The sequence below is a fragment of the uncultured Modestobacter sp. genome, from assembly GCF_947486615.1.
In the GTDB taxonomy this organism is placed as follows: Bacteria; Actinomycetota; Actinomycetes; order Mycobacteriales; family Geodermatophilaceae; genus Modestobacter.
This window is the reverse complement of the sequence record NZ_CANKUD010000005.1, coordinates 216297-240338: the sequence shown is the minus strand read 5'-3', so window position 1 is coordinate 240338 and position 24042 is coordinate 216297. Positions and strand designations below refer to the sequence as shown.

Below are 24042 nucleotides of genomic sequence, written 5' to 3'. Positions count from 1 at the left end.
GGTGACTGCCGAGCCCACGCAGAACCCGCCCGCACCCGCCCTGCCGGAGGAGGTCACCGCCCGCTGGCAGGCCCGCTTCCGGGCACCGCGGGTGAGCCTGCCGGACTGGGCCGACGACGCCCCGCACCGCAGCCTGTACGCCTCCGACGTCAGCGGCGTCGTGGAGCAGTACGCCTGGGACCGGGAGACCGACGTCCACCGGCAGGTCACCGACCGCGCCAACGGCACCCTGGCCGCCACGCTGAGCCCCGACGGCGAGACGATCTGGTGGTTCGCCGACACCGACGGCGACGAGTTCGGCGTCTGGATGACCCAGCCCTTCGCCGGCGGCCCCGACAGCGTCGCGATCGCCGAGGTGGGCCCCGCCTACCCCGCCGGGCTGGAGATCGGCCACTCGGTGGTCGCCGTGGGCCGCTCGACCGACGACGGCAGCGAGCTGTGGATCGCCCCGGTCGGCGGTACCCCGTCGGTCTTCTACTCCTCCCCCGACACCGCGGGCGTCGACGCGCTGTCCCAGGACGACACGCTGCTGGTCTACTCCCACTCCGAGCACGGCGACCCGCGCTACCCGGCGCTGCGCGTGCTGCGCACCGCCGACCTGTCGCTGGTCGCGGACAAGTGGGACGGCGAGGGCCGTGGCCTGCACGCGCTGAGCTTCTCCCCCGTCGCCGGGGACCAGCGGCTGCTGGTCGGGCACGAGCGCCGTGGCCGTGAGGAGCTGCTGATCTGGGACGTCGCCACCGGCGAGGAGACCGAACTGCGGCTGGACCTGCCCGGCGACGTCACGGCCGGCTGGTACCCCGACGGCTCGGCGCTGCTGGTCGGCCACGACCACGCCGCGCGCAGCGAGCTGTACCGCTACGACCTGGCCTCCGGTGCGCTCGAGCAGCTGGACACCCCGCGCGGCGTCGTCCGCGGCGCGACGGCCCGCCCCGACGGCTCGGTGGAGCTGGCCTGGTCGTCGGCGGAGCTGCCGCCGGTGATCCGCCGGGCCGACGGCCCGGTGGTGCTCGCCGCCCCGGGTGAGGCCCCGCCGGCCGCCTACCCGGTCGAGGACCGCTGGGTGCCCGGCCCGGGCGGCGACGTGCACGCCCTGCTGGTCCGGCCCGCCGGCGAGGGCCCGTTCGCCACCGCCTTCCTGGTGCACGGTGGCCCGGAGTCGCAGGACGACGACTCCTACCGCGCACGCCGGGCCGCCTACGTGGACGCCGGCTACGCCGTGGTGCACGTGAACTACCGCGGTTCCACCGGCTACGGCAGCGAGTGGCGCGACGCGCTGACCGGCCGGCCCGGCCTGACCGAGCTGGAGGACGTCGGCGCGGTCTACGACGCGCTGGTCGCCGAGGGCGTGGTCGACCCGGCGCGCACGATCCTCAGCGGCGGCTCGTGGGGCGGCTTCCTCACCCTGCTCGGTCTGGGCACCCAGCCCGAGCGCTGGACGGCGGGGATCGCCGAGGTGCCGGTGGCCGACTACCTGGCCGCCTACGAGGACGAGATGGAGGGCCTGCGGGCCTACGACCGGGCGCTGTTCGGCGGCTCACCGGAGGAGGTGCACGACGTCTACGTGCGCTCCTCGCCACTCACCTACGTCGACGCGGTCGCCGCCCCGGTCCTCGTCGTCGCCGGCGCCAACGACCCGCGCTGCCCCATCCGCCAGATCGACAACTACCTCACCGCCCTGACCGAGCGAGGCAAGACCCACGAGGTCTACCGCTTCGACGCCGGCCACGGCTCCCTGGTCATCGAGGAGACCATCCGCCAGGTCGAGGTAGCCCTCAGCTTCGCCCTGAGGCACGTCAAGCCGTAAGGGCGGGCCACCCGCGGACGCGCTCGTGGGCATCACCACCCCCGAGCGCACCCGTGGGGCACGACCACGCGTGGGCACGCCCCTGGACGTGACCCCGCACCACTACGGACCCGTGGCACCGCAGCGAAGCTGCTGGTGCTCGCCCGGCGCGGGGCCGGAGGCTCCCGCCGGGCGAGCACCGCGTGCCGCAGTCGCCGCCCGTCGCGGCGGCCGGAGGCTGCCCGACGAGCGGCGACGAAACGGCTCAGCGCAAGCCGGGCACGGCTCCTGGCCGCGGTGTGACCCGGAGGGTCACAGTGACGCAGCAATCAACTCCGCGAGCTGCACCGTGTTCAGCGCGGCGCCCTTGCGGAGGTTGTCGTTGCTGACGAACAGCGCCAGGCCGCGGTCGCCGTCCTGGCGGATCCGGCCGACGTAGCTCGGGTCGTTGCCGGCGGCCTGCAGCGGGGTCGGGACGTCGGACAGCTGCACGCCCGGCGCGCTGGAGAGCAGCTCGGTCGCCCGGGCCACCGACAGCGGCTCGGCGAACTCGACGTTCAGCGACAGCGAGTGGCCGGTGAACACCGGGACCCGCACGCAGGTGCCGGAGACCCGCAGGTCGGGGATGCCGAGGATCTTGCGGCTCTCGTTGCGGAGCTTCTGCTCCTCGTCGGTCTCGAAGCTGCCGTCGTCGACGATCGAGCCGGCCATCGGCAGCACGTTGAACGCGATGGGCGCCACGTACTTCACCGGCGCGGGGAAGGTGACCGCGCTGCCGTCGTAGGCCAGCCCGTCGGCCTTGTCCACGACCGCCTTGACCTGGCCGTGGAGCTCGTCGACGCCGGCGACGCCGCTGCCGGAGACCGCCTGGTAGGTGCTGGCCACGATCCGGACGAGCCCGGCCTCGTCGTGCAGCGGCTTGAGCACCGGCATCGCGGCCATCGTGGTGCAGTTCGGGTTGGCGATGATCCGCCCCGTCCCGGCCAGCGCGATGTCGCCGGGGTTGACCTCGCTGCAGACCAGCGGGATCGCCGGGTCGCGGCGGAAGGCGGAGCTGTTGTCGATGACGGTGACGCCGGCGGCGGCGAACCGCGGCGCCTGCGCCCGCGAGGTGGTGGCGCCGGCGGAGAACAGCGCGACGTCCAGCCCGGTCGGGTCGGCGGTGGCGGCGTCCTCGACGACGACCTCCCCGTCCCCCCAGGGCAGGGTCTTCCCCGCCGATCGGGCGGAGGCGAAGAACCGGATGGAGGCCAGCGGGAAGTCCCGCTCGGCGAGGATGGAGCGCATCGCCACGCCGACCTGACCGGTCGCGCCGACGATGCCCAGGTGCAGGGGGCGGCTCATCGTCCGGTACCTCCGTAGACCACTGCCTCGCCCTGCTCGGAGCCGAGGTCGAACGCGTCGTGCACCGCGCGGACGGCGAGGTCGACGTCGGTGTCGCGGCAGACCACGGAGATGCGGATCTCCGAGGTGCTGATCAGCTCGAGGTTGACCCCGGCGTCGGCGAGCGCGCCGAAGAACTTCGCCGAGACCCCCGGGTGCGAGCGCATGCCGGCGCCCACCAGGGAGACCTTGCCGATGTGCTGGTCGAAGCTGACGTCGGTGTAGCCGACCGTGTGCTTGACCCGCTCCAGGGCGGCGATGGCGGTGGGGCCGTCGCTGACCGGCAGCGTGAAGGAGATGTCGGTCAGCTTCGCCTCGGTGGAGACGTTCTGCACGATCATGTCGATGTTGACCTCGGCGTCGGCGAGCACGCGGAAGATCTGCGCTGCCTCACCCGGGCGGTCGGGCACCCCGGAGACGGTGATCTTGCCCTCGCTCCGGTCGTGCGCGACGCCGGTGATGATCGCCTGTTCCACGGTGAGGTCCTCCATCGAGCCGGCCACGATCGTGCCGGGGAGCTGTGAGTAGGAGCTGCGGACGTGCACCGGGATGCCGTACCGGCGGGCGTACTCGACGCAGCGGAGCATGAGCACCTTCGCCCCGGAGGCGGCCAGCTCGAGCATCTCCTCGTAGGTGATGGTCTCCAGCCGCTTGGCGTTCGGCACGATGCGCGGGTCGGCGGTGAAGACGCCGTCCACGTCGGTGTAGATCTCGCACACGTCGGCGCGCAGCGCGGCCGCGACGGCGACCGCGGTGGTGTCGGACCCGCCACGGCCCAGCGTGGTGACGTCCTTGGTGTCCTGGCTGACACCCTGGAACCCGGCGACGATCACGATCGAGCCGTCGTCCAGCGCGTCGCGCAGCCGGCCCGGCGTGACGTCGATGATCCGCGCCTTGCCGTGACTGGAGGTGGTGATCACCCCGGCCTGCGAGCCGGTGAACGACCGGGCCTCGTAGCCGTGCGTGGAGATGGCGATGGCCAGCAGGGCCATCGAGATGCGCTCGCCGGCGGTGAGCAGCATGTCCAGCTCGCGGCCCGGCGGGTCCGCGGTGATCTGGCTGGCCTGGTCGAGCAGCTCGTCGGTCGTGTCGCCCATCGCGGAGACGACGACGACCACATCGTCGCCGTTCTTCTTCGCCTCGACGATGCGCTCGGCCACGCGCTTGACGCGCTCGGCGTTCGCGACGGAGGAGCCGCCGTACTTCTGTACCACCAAGGCCACGGGTCCAGGCTACCGGCGGTGACCTGCGGGCCGGTGCGCGCGCACCGCTTGCCGCCCCGTTGTCCAGCAGGTGGGATGGCCGGGTGCCCCGCACCGACCTGTGGTTCCTGTCCGAGCGCGAGCGGGCGAACGCGGCGACCCGGCTGCCGGCCTGGCGCCCGGACAACCTCGCCGAGCCCCTCGTGCACGGCGCCGGCTACTTCGACCGGCTGGTCGAGGAGGTCCGCGCACTGGCCCCCGGCGACCAGCTGTTCTTCGCCGACTGGCGCGGCGACCCCGACGAGCGGTTGCGGCCCGAGGGCCCGACGGTGGCCGAGCTGTTCAGCGACGCGGCCGCCCGGGGGGTGCACGTGCGCGGGCTGGTCTGGCGCTCGCACTGGGACGGCCTGTCGTTCAGCAAGGCGCAGAACCGCTCGTTGGACCGCGAGGTGGAGGCCGGCGGCGGGCGGGTGGTGCTCGACCAGCGGGTGCGCGCCTTCGGCAGCCACCACCAGAAGTTCGTCGTCCTGCGGCACCAGGACGACCCGGCCCGGGACGTCGCCTGGCTGGGCGGCATCGACCTGTGCCACAGCCGCCGGGACGACGCGAGCCACCGCGGCGACCCGCAGCCGGTGGGGATGTCGCCGGCGTTCGGGCCACGGCCGGCCTGGCACGACGTCCAGCTGCAGGTCCGGGGGCCGGTGGTGGCCGACGTGGACACCGTCTTCCGGGAGCGCTGGTCGGACCCGACCAGCCCGGTCGCCTACAACCCGATCGCCTGGCTGCGCGGTCTGCTGCGGGGCGCCCGGCTGCACCCCGAACCGCTGCCTGACCCGCTGCCCGCACCCCCGGCGGCCGGTCCGCACCAGGTCCAGCTGCTGCGCACCTACCCGCGGACCCGCAGCCGGTACCCGTTCGCGCCGCGCGGCGAGCGGTCGATCGCCCGCGGGCACTCCAAGGCCCTCGCCCGGGCGGCCCGGCTGGTGTACCTGGAGGACCAGTACCTCTGGTCCACCGACGCGGCCGCGCCGTTCGCCGCCGCGCTGCGTCGCGAGCCGGACCTCCACCTGGTGGTGGTGCTCCCCCGGCACCCCCAGCAGGACGGCGTGGTCTCCCGCGCCGAGCGGGTGGGCCGGTGCGCCGCACTGGAGCTGCTGCGCCAGGCCGGTGGCCGGCGGGTGCACGTGTTCGACGTCGAGTCGCCGGAGGGGCTGCCGGTCTACGTGCACGCGAAGGTGGAGGTCGTCGACGACGTCTGGGCCGCCGTGGGCAGCGACAACGTCGGCCGCCGATCCTGGACGCACGACAGCGAGCTCTGCGGCGCGGTGCTCGACCCGACCCCGGACCCCCGGGAGCCGCGGGACCCGGCCGGCCGGGGGGACGGCGCCCGGGTGTTCGCCCGTGACCTGCGGCTGCAGCTGGCCCGCGAGCACCTGGACCGGGCCCCGGACGGCAGCGCGGACGACGACCTGCTCGAGCCCGGCTCCTTCATCGCGGCACTGGAGGCGAGCGCCGCCGCGCTCGAGGCCTGGCACGCCGGTGGCCGTCGCGGTCCCCGCCCGCCCGGCCGGCTGCGGCCGCACGTCCAGGCCGGGTTGTCCCGGTGGGAGCGGCTGTGGGCGGTCCCGGTGTACCGGGTGCTGCACGACCCGGACGGTCGACCCCGCTGGATGCGCCGCCGCGGCCTGTTCTGACCCACTGCCGGAGGTGCCCGCCCGAGGTGGGCGCTGTTACCGTGACGGCGTGCGCGGCAGCCTCCTGCTTATCAGCCGCGGCGAGGCCCTCTCCTAGGTCGGCTCCCTCGCCGCGGTGATCGCGCGTCCGGTGGGCGCCAGCTGACCGCATCCCGGTGCTGTTCGAGCAGCCCGCCAGAGGAGCCCCTGTGTCCGAGAACCACCCGCACGCCCGCAACCCCCAGCGCCCCTCGCCGATGCCGATCGGCAAGTACGCGCCGTTCACCCCGATCGCGCTGCCCGACCGCACCTGGCCGGAGAAGACGACCACGGCCGCACCGCGCTGGTGCGCCGTCGACCTGCGGGACGGCAACCAGGCGCTGATCGACCCGATGACCCCCGACCGCAAGCGGCGGATGTTCGAGCTGCTGGTCCGGATGGGCTACAAGGAGATCGAGGTCGGCTTCCCGGCGGCCAGCCAGACCGACTACGACTTCATCCGCCAGCTGGTCGAGGACGACCTGATCCCCGACGACGTGACCGTCCAGGTGCTGACCCAGGCCCGGGACGAGCTGATCGAGCGCACCTTCGAGTCCCTGCGCGGGGCGAAGCAGGCGATCGTGCACCTGTACAACTCGACCTCCACCCTGCAGCGCCGGGTCGTGTTCAACTCCGACCGCGCCGGGATCACCGACATCGCCGTCCACGGGGCGCAGCTGGTGCGCAAGCTGGCCGAGCAGGCCGGGGACACCGAGATCCGGTTCGAGTACTCCCCCGAGTCGTTCACCGGCACGGAGCTGGAGTTCGCGGTCGAGGTCTGCAACGCCGTCACCGACGTGTGGGAGCCCACCGTCGACCGGCCGACGATCCTCAACCTGCCGGCGACGGTGGAGATGGCCGAGCCGACCGTCTACGCCGACCAGATCGAGTGGATGCACCGCAACCTGGCCCGCCGGGACGCCGTCGTCCTCTCCCTGCACCCGCACAACGACCGGGGCACCGCCGTGGCCGCCGCGGAGCTGGGGTACCGGGCCGGCGCGGACCGGATCGAGGGCTGCCTGTTCGGCAACGGCGAGCGCACCGGCAACGTCGACCTGGTCACCCTGGGGCTGAACCTGTTCAGTCAGGGCATCGACCCGCAGATCGACTTCTCCGACATCGACGACATCCGGCGCACCGTCGAGCACTGCAACCAGCTGGGCGTGCACGAGCGGCACCCCTACGGCGGCGACTTGGTCTACACCGCCTTCTCCGGCTCCCACCAGGACGCGATCAACAAGGGCTTCGCGGTGATGAAGGCCGACGCCGAGGCGGCCGGGACGACCGTCGACGAGATCCCGTGGGCCGTGCCGTACCTGCCGATCGACCCCAAGGACGTCGGCCGCAGCTACGAGGCCGTCATCCGGGTGAACAGCCAGTCCGGCAAGGGCGGCGTCGCCTACATCATGAAGACCGAGAACCACCTGGACCTGCCGCGCCGGCTGCAGATCGAGTTCAGCGCGGTGGTGCAGCGGCACACCGACGACGAGGGCGGCGAGGTCACCGCGGCCCAGATGTGGACGGCGTTCAGCAGCGAGTACCTGCCCGACGCCGACGCGCCCTGGGGCCGGTTCGCCCTCGCCGGCCACGAGCACACCGCTTCGGGCAACGGGCCGGACGAGATCCGGGTCGAGCTGGTCGACCGTGGGGTGCCCACCACGGTGCACGGCCGGGGCAACGGCCCGATCGCGGCCTTCGTCGACGCGCTGCGCACGCTGGACGTCGACGTCCGGGTGCTCGACTACGCCGAGCACGCCCTCAGCGCCGGCGGCGACGCCCGGGCGGCCTCCTACGTGGAGTGCGCCGTGGCCGAGCGGGTGCTGTGGGGCGTGGGCATCGACGAGAACATCGTCACCGCCTCGCTGCGCGCCATCGTCTCGGCGGTCAACCGCGCCGAGCGCTGACCACAGGTCCTCGCGTGCGCCGGCACGGCCTCAGGCCGTGCCGGCCACCAGGACCGCGGCGGCCTCGTCCAGGGCCCGGCGCAGCTGGGCGAACGACGCGGAGCTGGGCGCCTCGCCGAGCAGGACGACGGTCCGCCCGTCACCGAGGACGCCGACCGAGTGCAGGTGCCGCTGACCGGCCACGCAGCACATCCAGCCCTGCTTGGCCGCCAGCGCTCCAGCTGTCCCATCGGCCAGCAGCCCGAACCGCTGGTCGAACCCGTCGGCGGCGTTCGGGCTCGCGTCCCGCATCCAGCCGAGCAGGGTCTCGCCGCCGGGCGCTCCGGCGGTCAGCGCAGCCAGGAAGTGGCCGGTGTCCGCTGCGCTCATCTCCGCCTCACCCCACTGCCCGCGCTGCTCCGGCGGCGCGGTGCCGGTCAGGTCGAAGCCGGCGGCCGCGGACCGGACCAGGGCGGCACCGTCGTGGGCGTCCCAGAGCAGGCTCATCGCCCGGTCGTCCGAGGCGGTGATCGCCCGCTCCATCCGCTCCAGGTCGGTCGGGCCGAGGGAGAGGACGCCGGCCGCCGACCGGGCCAGCAGCTGCTGCACGACCAGCAGCTTGACCAGCGAGGCGCTGGGCACCGGCTGGTCGGCGTCGGGAGTGGAGAGCAACGCCGTGGCGTCCTCGTCGATCACCACCGCGTCCAGCGAGACCCCGGCCGGCTGCACCACCGCCCGGAGCTCGGCCAGCACCGCGCTCTCGTCCACGGCCGGCGGCGTCGCAGTGGCCGGCGACGGGGTGGTCAGCGACGGGGATGTCAGCGACGGGGCGGCGGAGGACGGTGCGGCCGAGGACGGGGCGGCCGCCCCGTCCAGCTGGCGGAGCGGCGTCCCCTCCGACGGGGACTCCTCGCTCCGCGCCGTCCCGGCGGAACAGGCGACCGTGCCGGCCAGCAAGCAGGTCATCGCCGCGCCGGCCAGCCCGCGGCCCGCCCTGCGCATCCGGCTCCCGACCATCTCTCGATGGTGCGCCCGCCCGTGCCCCGGCGCCACCGTTGCCCGACATCAGGTTGCACCCGACCGGTTCGCGGCCCCAGGCGCCGGACCTGGGATCCCGGAGCCCGCGACCGGCGCCGGACGACCGCCGCCCGGTCAGTCAGACGGTCGCCCGGTCAGTCGGGCAGGGCGTCGTCCAGGTCCCGCGGACTCGGGCGCCGTCCGTCGTCCTCCGCCCGGGTGTGCTCGGGGGCGTCCGCGGGCTGGTCGCCGCTCATGCCCTCCTGCCCGGCGCGCAGCTCCGCACCGCGCTGGGCGTCCACCAGCTCGTCGACCACCAGCAGGTCGCGGCGCACGTGCCGACGGCGGTAGGCGATCCGGCTGACCATGTGGGCGTTCACCGGGGCGGTGATCAGCTGGAAGGCGGCGACCAGCAGCAGCATCCAGGTCGCCGACCAGCCGGTGAGCCGGATCGCCCCGCCGATCATGATCAGCAGCACGCCCATCACCTGCGGCTTGGTGCCGGCGTGCATCCGGGACAGCACGTCGGGGAAGCGCAGCACGCCGAGCCCGGCGGTCAGGCACAGGAACGCGCCGACCAGCAGGCACGCCGCGGCGATCCAGTCGGGGATCGAGTCGAAGTCGTTCACGAGGTCTCCTCCCCGGTCCGGGTCACACCGGGTGGCGCCAGCCCCGACTCCTCGCCGTCGTCGGCCGGCGAGCGCATCAGCATGCCGCCCACGTAGCGGGCCACTGCGACCGAGCCGACGAAGGCCAGCAACGAGACGACGACCAGCACCGGCACGATCGTCGGGTCGCGTTGCAGGGCGGCGTACACGGCCAGGCCGGCGGTGATGATCACCAGCAGGGTGTCGGTGGCGACCACCCGGTCCAGCAGCGACGGCCCGAGCGCCAGCCGGACGACCGCCAGCACCGCACCCACCCCGAGCATGGTGTAGAGCGCGAAGGCGTACACCGTCACCGTCGCACCTCCGGCCCGTCGGAACCGGGGGCGAGGTCCTCGACCGGTATCTCCTGGTCCAGCCGGGCGATGTCCTCCTTCGTCCCGAACGCGCGCACCACCCGGTCCTCCATCGTCAGCACGCCGGCCTTCTGGCGCTGCACGTCCTCGTCGTCGTCCACGTGCAGCAGGTGGACGCCCAGGGTGCGCCGTGGCCGGTCCAGGTCGAGCACGATCGACCCCGGCACGAGGGTCAGCGCCTCCGCGATCAGGGTGAGCAGCAGGTCGGAGTCGGTGCGCAGCTGGACGGCGACGATCGCGCCCTGCTGCATCCCGCTGGGCCGGATCGCCTGCCACGCCACCTGCGCGCTGGACACGACCAGGTCCTTGATGAACCAGAACGCGAGCACCAGGAGGGGCAACGGGTGCACCCGGGCGCCACCGATGACGGCAGGCAACGGCAGCACGTTGGTGACCAGCACCGCGACCAGGATCCCGGACAGCAGGTTGGCCCACGACCACGTGCCCCACAGCAGGATCCAGACCAGCACCAGCCAGGTCAGCACCGGCAGCTGGTGCCGGAACCGGAGTGCGCCGCTCACCGGTCGGCCTCCTCGCCGTAGACGGCCTCGATGTAGGGCGTGCGGTCGAGCAGGTCGCGTGCGGCCCGGTCGGTCATGCCGTACAGCGGGCCGGCGATCACCGTGAGCCCGACGGTGAGCGCCACCATCACCGCGGTGGCCGCGGTCATCACCCCCGGCAGCGGCTGGAGCGACGGTTCCCGGTCCTCGTCCCCACCGCTCGGCCGGCCGTCCCCGCCCTCGGGAGCCGCGGTGGCGACGGCGACGTGCCGCGCCCAGGCGCCGCGGCGGCCGGTGCGGCGGGCCTGGGTGGTCGAGGTCGCGCCGCCGGCCGGCTCGGCGACGTCCGCGGTCTCGTCGTCGGGGGTGTCGTCATCGGGCTCGTCGGTGCCCGGCGGGGCCTCGTCCGGACCGTCGTCGGGGCCGGCGTCGCGGGCGGCGGCGGCCGCGGTGTCCGCTGCGGGAGCCTGCGCCGGCGGCCGCCAGAACGCCCGCGTCCACACCCGGGACATCGCCACCAGGGTCAGCAGGCTGGTCACCACCGCGCCGCCGACCAGCACGTAGGCGCCCCAGCCGCCGTCGGCGATGCCGGCGCCGAGCAGACCGGCCTTGCCGATGAAGCCGGAGAACGGCGGGATGCCGGCCAGGTTCATCGCCGGCACGAAGAACAGGACGGCCAGCAGCGGGGACGCCGTGGCCAGCCCGCCGAGCCGGTCGACGGCCATCGTCCCGCCGCGCCGCTCGATCAGCCCGGCGACCAGGAACAGCGTGGTCTGGATGGCGATGTGGTGCACGACGTAGAAGATCGCCCCGGCCAGCCCGGCCGCCGACCCGAGCGCGATGCCGAAGACCATGTAGCCGATGTGGCTGACCAGGGTGAACGACAGCAGCCGGCGGATGTCGCCCTGCGCGACCGCACCGAGGATGCCGATCAACATGGTGGCCAGCGCCGCCCACATCAGCACGTCGTCCAGTGCGCCGTCGGGGAACAGCAGCGTCTGGGTGCGGATGATCGCGTAGACGCCGACCTTGGTGAGCAGGCCGGCGAACACCGCGGTGACCGGCGCCGGCGCCGTCGGGTAGCTGTCGGGCAACCAGGCCGAGAGCGGGAAGACCGCCGCCTTGATGGCGAAGGCGATCAGCAACATGCTGTGCAGCAGCAGCTGGGTACCGGCGGGCAGGTCGCCCAGCCGACCAGCGAGCTGGGCCAGGTTGACCGTGCCGGTCGCGGCGTAGACCAGGCCGATCGAGGCCAGGAAGAGCAGCGAGCTGAGCAGGCTGACCACCACGTAGGTGATCCCGGCCCGGATGCGCGGGGCCGAGCCGCCCATGGTCAGCAGCACGTAGCTGGAGGTGAGCAGCACCTCGAAGCCGACGTAGAGGTTGAACAGGTCGCCGGCCAGGAAGGCGTAGCTCACGCCGGCGATCAGCACCAGGAACGTCGGGTGGAAGATCGACAGCGGGGTGTTCTCGTCGTCGCCGTCGGCGGTGCCCTGCCCGACCGCGAAGACCAGCACGCCCAGGCCCACCGTGCTGGCCACGATCAGCATCAGCGCCGACAGCCGGTCGACCACCAGCATGATCGCCACCGGTACCGGCCAGTCGCCGACGGCGACCGCCGCGGCCCCGTTCGCGTCCGCGATCAGCAGCAGCGCGACCGAGACGGCGACGACGGCGGTGAGCACCACGATGCTGACCGTCCGCTGCAGCCGCGAGTGCCGGCCGACCAGCAGCGCGGCCGCCGCACCCAGCAGCGGCAGCAGCACCGGCAGCGGCGCCAGCACCCCGATCACGACTGGCCTCCGCGGGTCGGCGGCAGGCCGATGTCGTCGGAGGGGACGCCCGCGTAGCGCTGGGCCAGCCGCTCCTCGACGTCCACGTCGGAGGGCAGGGTGTTGCCCTTCCCGGCCGGCCGGTCCTCGGTGGGCAGGTCGTCGGGGTCCATGTCGTCGGCGTCCATGCCCTCGCGGGTGGCGACCCGGCGGTCCTCCTCGTCGACCTCGATGACCTCCTGGCGGACCAGTTGCCAGGAGCGCTGCACCATGGCCAGCAGGAACGCCGTCACCCCGAAGGTGATCACGATCGCGGTCAGCACCAGCGCCTGCGGCAGCGGATCGCTCATCTGCTCCTCCTCGGCGTAGCCGAAGACCGGCGCGAGCGCCGCCGGACCGCTGGAGGAGAGCAGCAGCAGGTTCGTGGCGTTGCCCAGCAGCAGGAACCCGAGGATCACCCGGGTCAGGCTGCGGTCCAGGAGCAGGTAGACACCGGCGGCGTAGAGGCCACCGATGACGACCGGCAGCACGATGGTGGGGGTCATCGGGCGATCACCTCGTCGGGAGCGGCATCGGCCGGGTCGTCCTCGTCGTCCTGCCGGTCCAGCTCGGCACCCAGGCTGCGCAGGATGTCCAGGACCAGGCCGACCACGATGAGGTAGACGCCGATGTCGAAGAAGAGCGCGGTGGGCAGGCTGGCGTGGCCGAGCACCGGCAGGTCGGCCTCCAGGTAGGCCGACTCCAGCACCTGCCCGCCGAGGACCAGCGCCGCGGCGCCGGTGCCGCCGGCCAGCAGGAGGCCGCCGCCGAGCAGCAGACCCGGCGGGACCGGAGCGGCCTCGCCGAGCTCGTAGCGTCCGCCGGCCAGGTAGCGCAGCACCAGGGCGAGCGCGGCCACCAGCCCGCCGGCGAACCCACCGCCGGGGTCGTTGTGCCCGGAGAACAGCAGGAACAGCGAGAGCACCACGATGGTGTGGAACAGGAAGCGGGTGGCGACCTCGAGCACCACCGACCGGCGCTGTGGCGCCAGCGTGTCCGACGCCGAGAGCCACTGCCGACGCGGGGCGCGCCGCGCGTCGCCGCCTCCCCCGGCCGCCTGGTCCTCCCCCACCCGGTCGACCGCACCGGTGCGGCTGCGCAGGAAGACCAGGCTGGCCACGCCGGTGGCCGCGACCACCAGCACCGAGAGCTCACCCAGGGTGTCCCAGGCGCGGATGTCGACCAGGATCACGTTGACCACGTTCTGCCCGTGGCCCTCCTCCAGCGCCAGCCGCGGGATCTCCTCGGAGACCGGCGGGGTGGTGCGGGCGCTCAGCGCCGCGGCGCCCACCCCGGCCATCACCAGCCCGACGCAGACGGCGATGACCGCCCGCACCGTGCGCTCGGCGGGCCGGTGCCGGTCGCCGATGTCCTTGGGCAGCTTGCGCAGCACCAGCACGAAGACGACCAGGCTCAGCGTCTCCACCAGGAACTGGGTGAGCGCCAGGTCCGGGGCGCCGTGCAGCACGAACAGCAGGGCCAGGCCGTAGCCGGTGACCCCGACGGCGAGCACCGCCGACAGCCGCTGCCGGATCCGGATGGTCAGCACCGCGGCGACCAGGACGACGGCGCCGACCAGCGCCTGCAGCGGGGTGTCCCAGGCCCGCCACTCGTCCGGCCACGGCGTCCGGGCCAGCAGCACCGACCCGGGCACCAGCAGGACGACGACCAGGATCGTGCCCAGGTAGGTGGGCAGCGAGCCGCGCTGCGTCGTCCCGGTGACCAGGACGGCGAACCGGTCGAGGGCCTGCAGGGTGTTCCAGTAGCCCTCGTCGGCGGAGGCGCCGACGGCCAGCCGGTGCTGCAGCCGGCTGAACCCCGCGCGGAGCGCGAACAGCGCCGCGCCACCGAGCAGGGTGACCGCGGAGAGCGCCAGCGCGGGCTGCAGGCCGTGCCAGAGGGCCAGGTGCTCGGCCTCCGGCGCGATCAGCGGCAGGGTCTCGGCGTAGACCACCACCAGGTGGTCCAGCAGCGGGCTGGCCGGGCCGGCCACGAGCCCGGCGAGCGCGAGCACGGCGGGCGCGGCGAGGAACAACGGGCCGGGGTGGTGCTCCAGCTCCTCCGGCGCGGTGTCCGGCAGCTCCGGTTTCCGCGCGAACGCCCCCCACAGGTACCGGGCGCAGTAGGCCGCGGTGAACACCGAACCGAGCACCAGGCCGACCAGGACGACGACGGCGGTGAGCCGGTCGGGCACCCCGCCCTCCCACAGCGCGGTGAACGCCGCCTCCTTGCCGACGAAGCCCAGGAACGGCGGCAGCCCGACCAGGCTGGCCGCGGCCAGTGTGGCGATGACGGCGAGGGCGGGCATCCGCCGGCCGAGACCGGACAGCAACCGCAGGTCGCGCACCCCGGTGGCGTGGTCGATCACGCCGACGGAGAGGAACAGGGTCGACTTGCTCAGTGCGTGGGCGATCGTCATGGCCAGCCCGGCGGCGGCCAGCTCCTCGCTGCCGGCGCCGACCATGGTGATCAGGAAGCCCAGCTGGCTGACCGTGCTGAACGCCAGCAGCAGCTTGAGGTCGTTCTGCCGCAGCGAGCGCCAGCCGCCGATCAGCATGGTGGCCACGCCCAGGCCCAGCACGACCGGCCGCCAGCCGGGGACGTCGGCCAGGCCGGGGGCGAGCCGGGCGACCAGGTAGATGCCGGCCTTCACCATCGCCGCGGCGTGCAGGTAGGCGCTGACCGGGGTCGGGGCCTCCATCGCGGCCGGCAGCCAGAAGTGGAAGGGCACCATCGCCGACTTGGTCACCGCGCCGGCCAGCACCAACATCGTGCCGGCCACCAGCACCGGCCCGCTGCCCGGGTCGACGACGATCTCCGACAGCAGCCGGCTGCCGCTGGACCAGGAGACCATCAGCAGGCCGACGAGCATCGCCAGGCCGCCGGCGGTGGTGAGCAGCAGCGCCTGGCTGGCGGCCCGCCGGCCGGCGAGCTTGGCGCCCGAGCCACCGATCAGCAGGAACGAGAAGACGGTGGTGAGCTCCCAGAAGACGTAGAGCACCAGCACGTCGTCGGCCAGGACCAGCCCCAGCATCGACCCGGCGAAGGCGGTCATCACCCCGGCGAACCGGCCGATGCCCTCGTCGTCGGGCTCGAAGTAGCGGGCGCAGTACACCAGCACCATCGCCCCGACCCCGGTGACCAGCGCGGCGAAGGTGAGCGCCAGGGCGTCCAGCCGCAGGGCGATCTGCAGGTCCAGCGCGGGGATCCAGGAGAGGGTCTCGGTGACCTCGCCCCCGCCGGTGACGGTGCCCAGCCGGGTCAGCACCCAGCCGAAGGCGGCTCCGGGGACCAGTGCGAGGGCCAGGAAGGCCTGGCGCCCCCACCAGCGGACCAGCAGCGGTGCGGCGACCGCGGCGAGGAGGTGGAGGAGCAGCAGCAGGCCCAACGGGTCCCTTCCGGTCGTCGTCGGCCGGGCGTGCAGGTGCACGCACCAGGGTGCGGCGCGATCGAAGCGTTGCGCCCCATCTTCCCGGTGATCGCCGCCCCCGGCGACTCGGGGAGATCATCGCCGTCGCGGGCCGCGTCCTCGCACCCCGATGCCCGTTGCCGGGCACCGGGGTCCCCCTCAGCCCTCGGCGATCTCCGCCGCGGCCAGCCAGTCGGTCTCGACCTGCTCCTTCTCCGCCTGCACCGCCTTGAGCTGCGCGTCCAGCTCGGCGGCCCGGCCGTAGTCGGTGGCAGCGGCGGCCAGCTGCTCGTGCAGCGCCTTCTCGTCGGCGTCGAGCTTGAGCATCCGCCGCTCCAGCCGGGAGGCCTCCTTGCGGGCCGCCCGGGAGTCCGCCGCGCTGTGCGCGGGCGCCGAGGAGCTGCCCACCGGGGCCGCGGCACCCGACCCGGGCAGCGCGGCCTCGCCGGCGGCGCGGCGCCGCAGGTACTCCTCCACCCCGCCGGGCAGCGCGGCCAGCGACCCGTCGCCCATCAGCGCGACCACCGAGTCGCAGACCCGGTCGACGAAGTACCGGTCGTGGCTGACCACCAGCACCGTGCCGGGGAACCCGTCGAGCAGGTCCTCCAGCGCGGTCAGGGTGTCGATGTCCAGGTCGTTGGTCGGCTCGTCGAGGATCAGCACGTTCGGCTCGCCCATCAGCAGCCGGAGCAGCTGCAGCCGCCGCCGCTCGCCACCGGAGAGGTCGCCGACCGGCGTCCACTGCCGGTTGGCGGCGAAGCCGAAGCGTTCGGCCAGCGTCGACGCCGAGATCTCCTGGTTGCCGATGCGTGCGATCCGGGCGACGTCCTGCACGGCCTCGAGCACCCGCTGCTTCGGGTTGAGCTCGGTGACGTGCTGGGACAGGTACGCCACCGACACCGTCTGGCCGACGACGATCTCGCCGGAGTCCGGCTTCGTCTCCCCGACCAGCATCTTCAGCAACGAGGTCTTGCCGGCGCCGTTGACGCCGACGATGCCGATCCGGTCACCCGGCCCCACGTGCCAGGTCAGGTCGCGGAACAGCGTGCGCTCGGCCGGGGCGTTCGGGTCGGCGGGACCGGCCGGGTCCTCGGCGTCGTCCACCGCGCCGCGGCCGCGGACGGTGAAGGTGACGTCCTCGACGTCGTAGACGGTCTTGCCCAGCCGCCTGGCCGCGAAGTTGGCCAGCGACATCTTGTCCCGGGCCGGCGGCTCGTCGGCGATCAGCGCCTGCGCGGCCTCGATCCGGAACTTCGGCTTGCTGGTGCGGGCCGGCGGGCCACGGCGCAGCCAGGCCAGTTCCTTGCGGACGAGGTTCATCCGGCGGTCCTCGGTGACCGAGGCGATCCGGGCGCGCTCGGCGCGGGCCAGGGTGTAGGCGGAGTAGCCGCCCTCGTAGGCGTGCACCTGGCCGTCGGCGACCTCCCACGTGGTCGTGGAGACCTCGTCGAGGAACCAGCGGTCGTGGGTCACGACGATGAGCCCGCCGGTGCGGGCCTTCACGTACTCGGCCAGCCACGCCACGCCCTCGACGTCGAGGTGGTTGGTCGGCTCGTCGAGCACCAGCAGGTCCAGCGGGCGGATCAGCTGGGCGGCCAGCGCGACCCGGCGCCGCTCGCCACCGGACATCGGGGCGACCGGGGAGTCCAGCCCCATCCGGTCCAGCTCCAGCCCGGTGAGCACCGAGCGGACGGCGGGGTCGGCGGCCCACTCGTGCTCGTGGGCGAACCGGGACGTCGGCAGGACGACGTCCCGCACCGTGGTCCCGGGCGGGAGGGTGCCGGTCTGGTCGAGCACCCCCATCGCCAGGTCGCCGCGGCGGGTGACCCGGCCGGAGTCGGGCTCCTGGGTGCCGGTGAGGACGCCGAGCAGGGTGGACTTGCCGCCGCCGTTGCGGCCGACCACGCCGATCCGTTCGCCGGCGGCGACGCCGAGGGAGACGTCGTCCAGGATCACCGTCGTCCCGTGGGCCTTCGACACCCGTTCCAGGTTGACCAGGTTCAGGGGTGCGCTCATCACCGCCCAGCATCCCAGGTGCGCCGGGGCGGCCGACGGGGTGTCAGCGGCGCCAGAACAGGTGGTGCGTCACCCCGCTCGGGCTGGGCACGGCCTCGTGGTGGAACCGGTCGACCAGCTCGTCGGGCGAGGTCCACAACCGGGACCCCGCGCCGAGCTCCACCGGGGCCACCGCCACGTGCAGGGTGTCGACCAGGTCGGCGTCCAGGAACTGCCGGACGGTGGCGGCTCCCCCGCCGAGCCGGACGTCCCGGCCGCCGGCGGCCGCCTTGGCCTGCTCCAGCACCGTGGCCGGCTCACCGCTCACGAAGTGGAACGTGGTGTCCGACAGCGAGAACGACGGCCGCTCGTGGTGGGTCAGCACGAAGACCGGCGTGCGGAACGGCGGCTCGTCGCCCCACCAGCCCCGCCACTCGTGGTCGGTCCACGGGCCGCGCTGGGGCCCGAACTTGTTGCGGCCCATGATCTCGGCGCCGATGTTGCGGCCGAACTCGCGCATGAGGTGGTCGTCCAGGCCGCGGGTGCCGCCGGGCACGGCACGGTTGGGCCAGCTCGCGGTGGCGAAGGCCCAGGCGCCCAGCACCTGCGGATCGGCATGGCCGAACGGCCGCTCCAGGCTCTGCCCCTCGCCGGCACCGAAGCCGTCGCTGGACAGCATGAAGTTGTGCACCCTCAGTTCCTGCGTCACGTGGCACCCCTCTGAGCTGGTCGTCGCCAGTGAGGACGCCCCCCGGCCGCAGAACTCATCGCCCGCCCGCTCAGGCCAGGCGGGTGACCTCCACGGTCACGGTCGAGCCCTCGCTGCGCGGGCCGGAGAAGATGCCCTTCAGCGGCGGGACGTCGGCGTAGTCGCGGCCGCGGGCCAGCGTGACGTGCCGGGGCCCGATCTCGGCGACGTTCGTCGGGTCGAAGCCGGACCACCCGCCGTCCCACCACTCCACCCAGGCGTGGCTCTCCCCGGTGACCGCCGTCCCGATGCCGGCCGACGGCCTGGGGTGCAGGTAGCCGGAGACGTAGCGGGCCGGCAGGCCCAGCGCGCGCAACAGGCCGACCGAGACGTGCGAGATGTCCTGGCAGACGCCCTTGCCGCTGGTCCAGGCCTGCATGGCGTTGGTCTTCACGTTCGTCGAGCCGGTCAGGTACTCCATGTGCTCGTGCACGAAGCGGCACACCAGCTGCCCGGCCTCCCGGGGGCCGGCGTCCCCGACCAGCGCACGCACCTCCTGGACGACGGGGGCGTCCATCGCGGTCAGCTGGGTCGGCCGCAGCATCTCCCCGAACCGGTCCAGGACGTCGGGGACGGCCAGCTCGGCCCAGTCGACCGGGTCGGGCAGCTGCGGCTCCGGGCCGGCCTCCACCACCGAGGTGGCCGCCACGATCAGCTCGGTGTGCGGGCCGTGGGTGTCGAAGGCAGTGACCGTGGAGCCCCAGTAGTCGCGGTAGGCGTGCACCGTGGCCGTCGGCTCGATCTCCACCCGGGAGCGCAGCGTCGTCTGCCGGCCGCTGTTCTCCGGGGTCATCCGCGCCTCGTTGTAGGAGGAGCGCACCGGGCCGCCGTAGCGGAACGCGCTGCGGTGCACGACCTGCAGCCGCCAGCGGTCGCTCGGCACCCGGGCCGGCCCGACCTGCGCGTGGAACTGGGTCGTGCCGGACTGCCGCTGCGACTGGGACACGCTCACGCCACGCCTTCCGGCACCCAGACCTGCGGCGCCTGCTCGGTGAAGAAGCGCTCGGTGACCGCCTCGCTGGCCGCCGAGCAGGTGCGCTGCAGCTCGTCGAGCCGGGTCGGCAGCCTCGCCAGGATCTCGTCGGTCTGCATGAACTCCAGCATCGTGCGCGCCCGGCCGACGATCCGGTGCGCCTCGCCGGCGACCCCGATCCGGTGCCCCTCGCGCACGTTGGCCCGCTCCAGCTCGGCCAGGCAGCCCTCGGCCTGCTCGAGAGAGGCGAACACCGACCGCGGGAAGAGCCGGTCCAGCAGCAGGAACTCCGCGGCCCGGCTGGAGTTCACCGCGCCGCGGTAGGTGCGCAGGTAGGGCTCGTATGCCCCGGTCGAGCGCAGCACCAGCGTCCAGGACGGCGCGGCGTCCCCGGCCAGCACGCGGGTGGAGAGCATCCGGGCGGTCATGTCCACCCGCTCCAGCGAGCGGCCCAGGATCAGGAACAGCCAGCTCTCGTCCCGGCTCATCGTGGCGTCGGCCAGGCCGAACACCATCGCCGACCGCTCCCGGACGAACCGGAACAGCGAGTGCGGGCCGTACCGGCGGGCCATCGTCCGCTGCTGGGGCAGCGCGTTGTGGGTGACGTTGAGCGACTCCCAGATCTCCGCCGACAGCACCTCACGCGCACCGCGGGCGTTCTCCCGGGCCGCGGACAGCGCGCCGGTGATCGAGCTGGGGCTGGCCCGGTCGAAGGCGAGGGTGGACAGCACCCGTTCGGTGTCCGCCTCCTCGTCCGGGCAGGGGGCGCCCATCAGCGCGAGCAGGTTCGCGCAGGCCCGCTGCTCGTCGATCCAGGGGTCCTCGACCAGCCGCTGGGTGTGCACGTCGAGGATCCGGGCGGTGTCGTCGGCGCGCTCCACGTACCGGCCGATCCAGAACAGCGACTCCGCGATCCGGCTCAGCACCGCGCACCTCCGCCGTCGACGTCCGTCGGCCCCGTCCAGAGGCTCGCCCCGAGCTTGCGAGGGGTGAGCCGAAGGACCTCGCTGCCCCCCGGCCCTCGCGAGCTCGCACCGGGCCCCTGCACCGAGGCCGACTGCTGCTGTTGCTGGGACTGGGCGACGGCGTTGTCGTTCGGTGGGCCCGGGTCCTGGGCCGGCGGTTCGGCCGGCAGGTCGGCGGTGGTGAACTCGATCCGGGTGACGTCGTGCTCGGGCGCCGGCTCGGCGGCGGGCCGCGGCGGGGTGATCACCCAGGTGTCCTTGGAGCCGCCGCCCTGGCTGGAGTTGACCACCAGCTCCCCCTCGGGCAGCGCGACCCGGGTCAGCCCACCGGGGAGCACCCACACGTCGTCCCCGTCGTTGACGGCGAACGGGCGCAGGTCGACGTGCCGCGGGGCGATCCGGCCGTTGATCAGCGTCGGGGACGTCGACAGCCCGATCGGCTTCTGCGCGATCCAGTCCCGCGGGCTGGCGCGCACCTTGACCGCCAGCTCCTCCAGCGTCCGCTCGTCGGCCCGGGGTCCGATCACGATGCCCTTGCCGCCGGAGCCGTCGACCGGCTTGAGCACCAGCTGGTCCAGCGAGGAGAGCACCCACTCGACGATGTCGGGCTCGTCGAGCCGGTGGGTCTCGGCGTTCTGCAGGACGGGCTCCTCGCCCAGGTAGTAGCGGATCAGGTCGGGCACCCAGGTGTAGAGCAGCTTGTCGTCGGCGACGCCGTTGCCCACCGCGTTGGCGATTGTCACCCGCCCGGCCCGCGCGGCGTTCAGCACGCCGGCGCAGCCGATCACCGAGTCCGACCGGAAGTGCACCGGGTCGAGGAACTCGTCGTCGATCCGGCGGTAGATGACGTCGACGCGCTGCTGCCCGTCCGTCGTCCGCATGCTCAGCTGGCCACCGGAGCAGACCAGGTCGCGACCCTCCACCAGCTCGACGCCCATCTGGCGGGCGAGCAGGGCGTGCTCGAAGTAGGCGGAGTTGTAGACGCCCGGGGTGAGCAGGACGACGGTCGGGTCGGCGACCCCGGCCGGGGCGGAGGCCTTGAGCGCGGCCAGCAGCCGGGCCGGGTAGTCGGCGACCGGCTGGACCCGGTGGTCGCCGAACAGCTCCGGCAGCACCTGGCTCATCGCCGCCCGGTTGGTGATCACGTAGCTCACGCCGGACGGCGAGCGGAGGTTGTCCTCCAGCACCCGGAAGTCGCCGGCCTCGTCGCGCACCAGGTCGATGCCGCTGACGTGCACCCGGACGCCGTTGGGCGGCACCAGCCCGTGCGCCGCGCGGTGGAAGTGCGCGCTGGTGGTGACCACGCTGCGCGGCACGACCCGGTCGGCGAACACCTGACCCGCGCCGTAGACGTCGGCGAGGAAGGCCTCCAGCGCCCGGACCCGCTGGCCGACGCCGCGCTCGACCACCGCCCACTCCTCGTGCCCGATCACCCGCGGCACGATGTCCAGCGGGAAGGGCTGCTCCTCACCGGCGTGGGCGAACGTCACCCCCGCGTCGCGGTAGGTCTGGGAGAGGACGTCGGCGCGGGCGGCCAGCTCCTCCCCCGACATGCGCTGCAGCGAGCTGAACAGGCCGGTGTAGGGCGGGCGGGGTCGGCCGGGCCCGGCGAACATCTCGTCCCAGGTCTGCCCGAGCGGGTAGCCGTCGAAGAGGTCCGCCATGCGACGAACCTAGACAGGCCGTGTGTCCCCCGCGTTTCGACGCCTCCGGGTGGGCGGGCGCCCGTGTCGAGCTGACCGAGGGCAGCGGCGACGCCCTGGCATCCAGGAACTGCCTTGACGGCAGTTCCTGGCTCAGTGTGTACTTCGTCACGTCGGGCCGCGAGCGTCGACAGCACCGCGCCGGCGGCTGCTTCACGACGTTCGCCTCCCCGGTCACGTTCGCCATCCCAGTCACCTGAGGAGCTGGTCCACGCGCGAGGGGCCCGGGCTCGGCGAGCGGTCCCGGAGGAGCCGCTGGGAGGCCGGAGCCGTCCGGGAGCTCGTGCGCATCCGGCTGCGAGCCCCGTGGACCTGGTCCGCGGTCTCATCCGAGCAGAGGGCCTCTCGGATGATCATCGACTGGCTGCAGGCGCGCATCGGGCCGACGAGCCCGGCCCCGGGGCAGCCTGTGCTGGCCGATGCCCCTGCGAAGGGTGTGCGCTCCCACCCGGTCGGCTGGCCGAGCGGGAGTCCGGGCCCAGGGCGCAGGAGCGGCCGCGCCGCCGTGCAGTACCGGGAACGCGGCCTGCTCGCCCATGGGGACGTCATGTCCGCCGGTCGGCGACCGGCAGCACCGCGATGGCGCGACGCCCAGTTCCGGGCTGTCCGGATGACCACCCGCGGGTGGGAGATGGCCGAGTCCCAGCAGCTCTCCGCAGCCGGGGTGCACCTGACCGCGGCGGCCCTCGTGCTGACCGAGCTCACCGGGCGGCGGTCGGGACAGGACGGAGCCGCTCGGCGTCCGCACCGAGGAGCCGGGCGTGAGTGACGCCGGGCCTGCCGCCCCCGCGGGAAGCGGACTCCGGGTCTACGGCCAGCTGCTCCTGTCGCCCCGGTCCGGCGCACTGATCTCCTCGGCGTTCATCGCCCGCTTGCCCGGCGCGATGGTGCCCATCGGTCTCGTGCTCATCGTCGCGGCCCTCCGCGGGTCGTACGCCCAGGCCGGGCTGGTCACGGCTGCCTTCGCCGTGGGCGCGGCGATCGCCGCCCCGTGGTTGGGCCGCCTGCTGGACCGGCACGGTCCGCGACGGGTGATCCCGCTGCCGGCGCTGGTCTCCGGCGGTCTGCTGGTGGCCCTGGCCGCGGTCGTCGCCTCCGCGCCCACTGCCGAGCTGGTCGCCCTGGCCGCTCTGGCCGGCGCGGCCCAGCCGCCGATCGGCCCGGCGCTGCGGGTGGGCCTGCGCAGCCTCTTCGCCGACTCGACGCGCCGCCAGGCCGGCTACGCGCTGGACTCGGTGTCGGTGGAGGCGGTGTACGTCGTCGGCCCGCTGTGCCTGTCCCTCCTGCTGGGCTTCGGGCAGCAGGAGGTCCTCCTGGGCGCAGCTGCCGTGCTGGTGGCCGGCTCGGTGGCCTTCGCCCTGGCGATGCCGCCGACGGAGCGGGTCCCGCAGGAGGTCTCCGACTCCCACGGCCGGCGGCTGTCGGTGCTGCGGGGTCAGGCCGGCCGGATCATCGGGGTGAGCGCCGCGGTCGCGATCACCTTCGGCGTGATGGACACCGCGATGGCCGGCGCGGCCGGCCTCGTGCTCGGCGACCAGCAACAGGTCGGCCTGCTGTTCGCCGCGACTGCTGGCGGGAGCGTGGTCGGTGGTCTGGTCTTCGGGTCCCGGGGCAGCCGGCGGACCCAGCACGCGCTGTTGCGCGTGTTGCTGGGGTGCTTCGCGGCGACCCTGGCCGTGGTCGCCCTGCTGACGGCGGTCGAGGGCGTGTGGCTCTGGGTCCTGCTCCCGTGCTTGTTCGTGTGCGGTCTGACCATCGCCCCGGTGATGATCACCATCGCGAACGTGGTGGACCTGTCGGTCCCGCCCGGACGACTGAGCGAGGGGCAGTCGCTCAGTCGGCAGCGCGACGATGGCGGGCATGGCCGCGGGCACGGCCCTGACCGGGCTCATCCTCGACGTCGGCGGGGTCGCGGTCTCCTTCGCCGTGGGTGC

General features: G+C 73.8%; 18 protein-coding genes and 1 pseudogene. 5 read left to right on the top strand and 14 right to left on the bottom strand.

Annotated elements, in window-relative coordinates; genetic code table 11:
• Position 1: 1 nt before the first annotated feature.
• A complete protein-coding gene (locus Q1A09_RS12135; RefSeq protein WP_299955230.1) occupies positions 2-1807 on the top strand; it encodes a prolyl oligopeptidase family serine peptidase in 1806 nt (601 codons plus the stop codon).
• 291 nt (positions 1808-2098) lie between these two features.
• On the opposite strand, the gene Q1A09_RS12130 is transcribed toward Q1A09_RS12135, so the two are convergent.
• The gene (locus Q1A09_RS12130; protein ID WP_299955228.1) at positions 2099-3130 is read right to left on the bottom strand and encodes an aspartate-semialdehyde dehydrogenase; all 1032 of its coding nucleotides are present in this window, start codon (positions 3128-3130) and stop codon (positions 2099-2101) included.
• The gene (locus Q1A09_RS12125; protein ID WP_299955227.1) at positions 3127-4392 is read right to left on the bottom strand and encodes an aspartate kinase; all 1266 of its coding nucleotides are present in this window, start codon (positions 4390-4392) and stop codon (positions 3127-3129) included. Before Q1A09_RS12125 ends, Q1A09_RS12130 begins: the two co-directional genes overlap by 4 nt.
• An 83-nt stretch (positions 4393-4475) precedes the next feature.
• Between Q1A09_RS12125 and Q1A09_RS12120 the strand changes: the two genes are divergently transcribed.
• Positions 4476-6065 (top strand): phospholipase, encoded by a 1590-nt coding sequence (locus Q1A09_RS12120; RefSeq protein WP_299955225.1) that lies wholly within the window; start codon positions 4476-4478, stop codon positions 6063-6065.
• Between the two features lie 236 nt (positions 6066-6301).
• Positions 6302-7987 (top strand): 2-isopropylmalate synthase, encoded by a 1686-nt coding sequence (gene leuA, locus Q1A09_RS12115; protein WP_366139779.1) that lies wholly within the window; start codon positions 6302-6304, stop codon positions 7985-7987.
• 30 nt (positions 7988-8017) lie between these two features.
• Here leuA and Q1A09_RS12110 read toward each other — a convergent pair whose 3' ends face one another.
• The 12 genes from Q1A09_RS12110 to Q1A09_RS12055 all read right to left on the bottom strand — a co-directional run bounded on the left by Q1A09_RS12110 (position 8018) and on the right by Q1A09_RS12055 (position 22069).
• A complete protein-coding gene (locus tag Q1A09_RS12110) occupies positions 8018-8983 on the bottom strand; it encodes a hypothetical protein (protein WP_299955221.1) in 966 nt (321 codons plus the stop codon).
• A 155-nt stretch (positions 8984-9138) separates the two neighbouring features.
• Entirely contained in the window at positions 9139-9612 is a 474-nt protein-coding gene (mnhG, locus tag Q1A09_RS12105) for a monovalent cation/H(+) antiporter subunit G (RefSeq protein WP_299955219.1), read from the bottom strand.
• Complete coding sequence (locus Q1A09_RS12100) at positions 9609-9944, bottom strand: monovalent cation/H+ antiporter complex subunit F (RefSeq protein ID WP_299955217.1); 336 nt, start codon at positions 9942-9944, stop codon at positions 9609-9611. Before Q1A09_RS12100 ends, mnhG begins: the two co-directional genes overlap by 4 nt.
• Positions 9941-10525 (bottom strand): Na+/H+ antiporter subunit E, encoded by a 585-nt coding sequence (locus tag Q1A09_RS12095; RefSeq protein WP_299955216.1) that lies wholly within the window; start codon positions 10523-10525, stop codon positions 9941-9943. The genes Q1A09_RS12100 and Q1A09_RS12095 overlap by 4 nt, the downstream gene beginning before the upstream one ends.
• Positions 10522-12297 carry a Na+/H+ antiporter subunit D gene (locus Q1A09_RS12090; protein WP_299955214.1) on the bottom strand — a complete coding sequence of 592 codons (1776 nt, stop codon included), beginning with the start codon at positions 12295-12297 and terminating at the stop codon, positions 10522-10524. The genes Q1A09_RS12095 and Q1A09_RS12090 overlap by 4 nt, the downstream gene beginning before the upstream one ends.
• Positions 12294-12821 (bottom strand): Na(+)/H(+) antiporter subunit C, encoded by a 528-nt coding sequence (locus Q1A09_RS12085; RefSeq protein ID WP_299955213.1) that lies wholly within the window; start codon positions 12819-12821, stop codon positions 12294-12296. Before Q1A09_RS12085 ends, Q1A09_RS12090 begins: the two co-directional genes overlap by 4 nt.
• Complete coding sequence (locus Q1A09_RS12080) at positions 12818-15745, bottom strand: Na+/H+ antiporter subunit A (protein ID WP_299955212.1); 2928 nt, start codon at positions 15743-15745, stop codon at positions 12818-12820. The genes Q1A09_RS12085 and Q1A09_RS12080 overlap by 4 nt, the downstream gene beginning before the upstream one ends.
• Before the next feature lie 138 nt (positions 15746-15883).
• Positions 15884-17740: an ABC-F family ATP-binding cassette domain-containing protein gene (locus Q1A09_RS12075; protein WP_299955210.1), complete on the bottom strand. Its 1857-nt coding sequence runs from the start codon at positions 17738-17740 to the stop codon at positions 15884-15886.
• Positions 17741-17783: 43 nt separating this feature from the next.
• Positions 17784-18428, bottom strand: coding sequence for a dihydrofolate reductase family protein (locus Q1A09_RS12070; RefSeq protein WP_299955209.1), 645 nt, complete (start codon positions 18426-18428; stop codon positions 17784-17786).
• 70 nt (positions 18429-18498) lie between these two features.
• Positions 18499-19419 (bottom strand): transglutaminase family protein, encoded by a 921-nt coding sequence (locus Q1A09_RS12065; RefSeq protein WP_299955207.1) that lies wholly within the window; start codon positions 19417-19419, stop codon positions 18499-18501.
• Positions 19416-20366, bottom strand: a complete 951-nt coding sequence (locus Q1A09_RS12060) for an alpha-E domain-containing protein (RefSeq protein ID WP_299955205.1) — start codon at positions 20364-20366, stop codon at positions 19416-19418. The genes Q1A09_RS12065 and Q1A09_RS12060 overlap by 4 nt, the downstream gene beginning before the upstream one ends.
• Positions 20360-22069, bottom strand: coding sequence for a circularly permuted type 2 ATP-grasp protein (locus Q1A09_RS12055; RefSeq protein ID WP_299955203.1), 1710 nt, complete (start codon positions 22067-22069; stop codon positions 20360-20362). Before Q1A09_RS12055 ends, Q1A09_RS12060 begins: the two co-directional genes overlap by 7 nt.
• 649 nt (positions 22070-22718) lie before the next feature.
• Between Q1A09_RS12055 and Q1A09_RS12050 the strand changes: the two genes are divergently transcribed.
• Both Q1A09_RS12050 and Q1A09_RS12045 read left to right on the top strand, forming a co-directional pair.
• Complete coding sequence (locus Q1A09_RS12050) at positions 22719-22877, top strand: hypothetical protein (protein WP_299955201.1); 159 nt, start codon at positions 22719-22721, stop codon at positions 22875-22877.
• Positions 22870-23925, top strand: a pseudogene (locus Q1A09_RS12045) (MFS transporter); the annotation flags it as partial. The gene Q1A09_RS12050 and the pseudogene Q1A09_RS12045, both read left to right, overlap by 8 nt.
• Between the last annotated feature and the right edge of the window lie 117 nt (positions 23926-24042).

Bases quoted from the DNA above. Each gene is read 5' to 3' on its own strand.
- Q1A09_RS12130 (WP_299955228.1), bottom strand. From the start codon at position 3,130: ATGAGCCGCCCCCTGCACCTGGGCATCGTCGGCGCGACCGGTCAGGTC.
- leuA (WP_366139779.1), top strand. From the start codon at position 6,302: ATGCCGATCGGCAAGTACGCGCCGTTCACCCCGATCGCGCTGCCCGAC.
- Q1A09_RS12110 (WP_299955221.1), bottom strand. From the start codon at position 8,983: ATGGTCGGGAGCCGGATGCGCAGGGCGGGCCGCGGGCTGGCCGGCGCG.
- Q1A09_RS12085 (WP_299955213.1), bottom strand. From the start codon at position 12,821: ATGACCCCCACCATCGTGCTGCCGGTCGTCATCGGTGGCCTCTACGCC.
- Q1A09_RS12075 (WP_299955210.1), bottom strand. From the start codon at position 17,740: ATGAGCGCACCCCTGAACCTGGTCAACCTGGAACGGGTGTCGAAGGCC.
- Q1A09_RS12055 (WP_299955203.1), bottom strand. From the start codon at position 22,069: ATGGCGGACCTCTTCGACGGCTACCCGCTCGGGCAGACCTGGGACGAG.
- Q1A09_RS12050 (WP_299955201.1), top strand. From the start codon at position 22,719: ATGACCACCCGCGGGTGGGAGATGGCCGAGTCCCAGCAGCTCTCCGCA.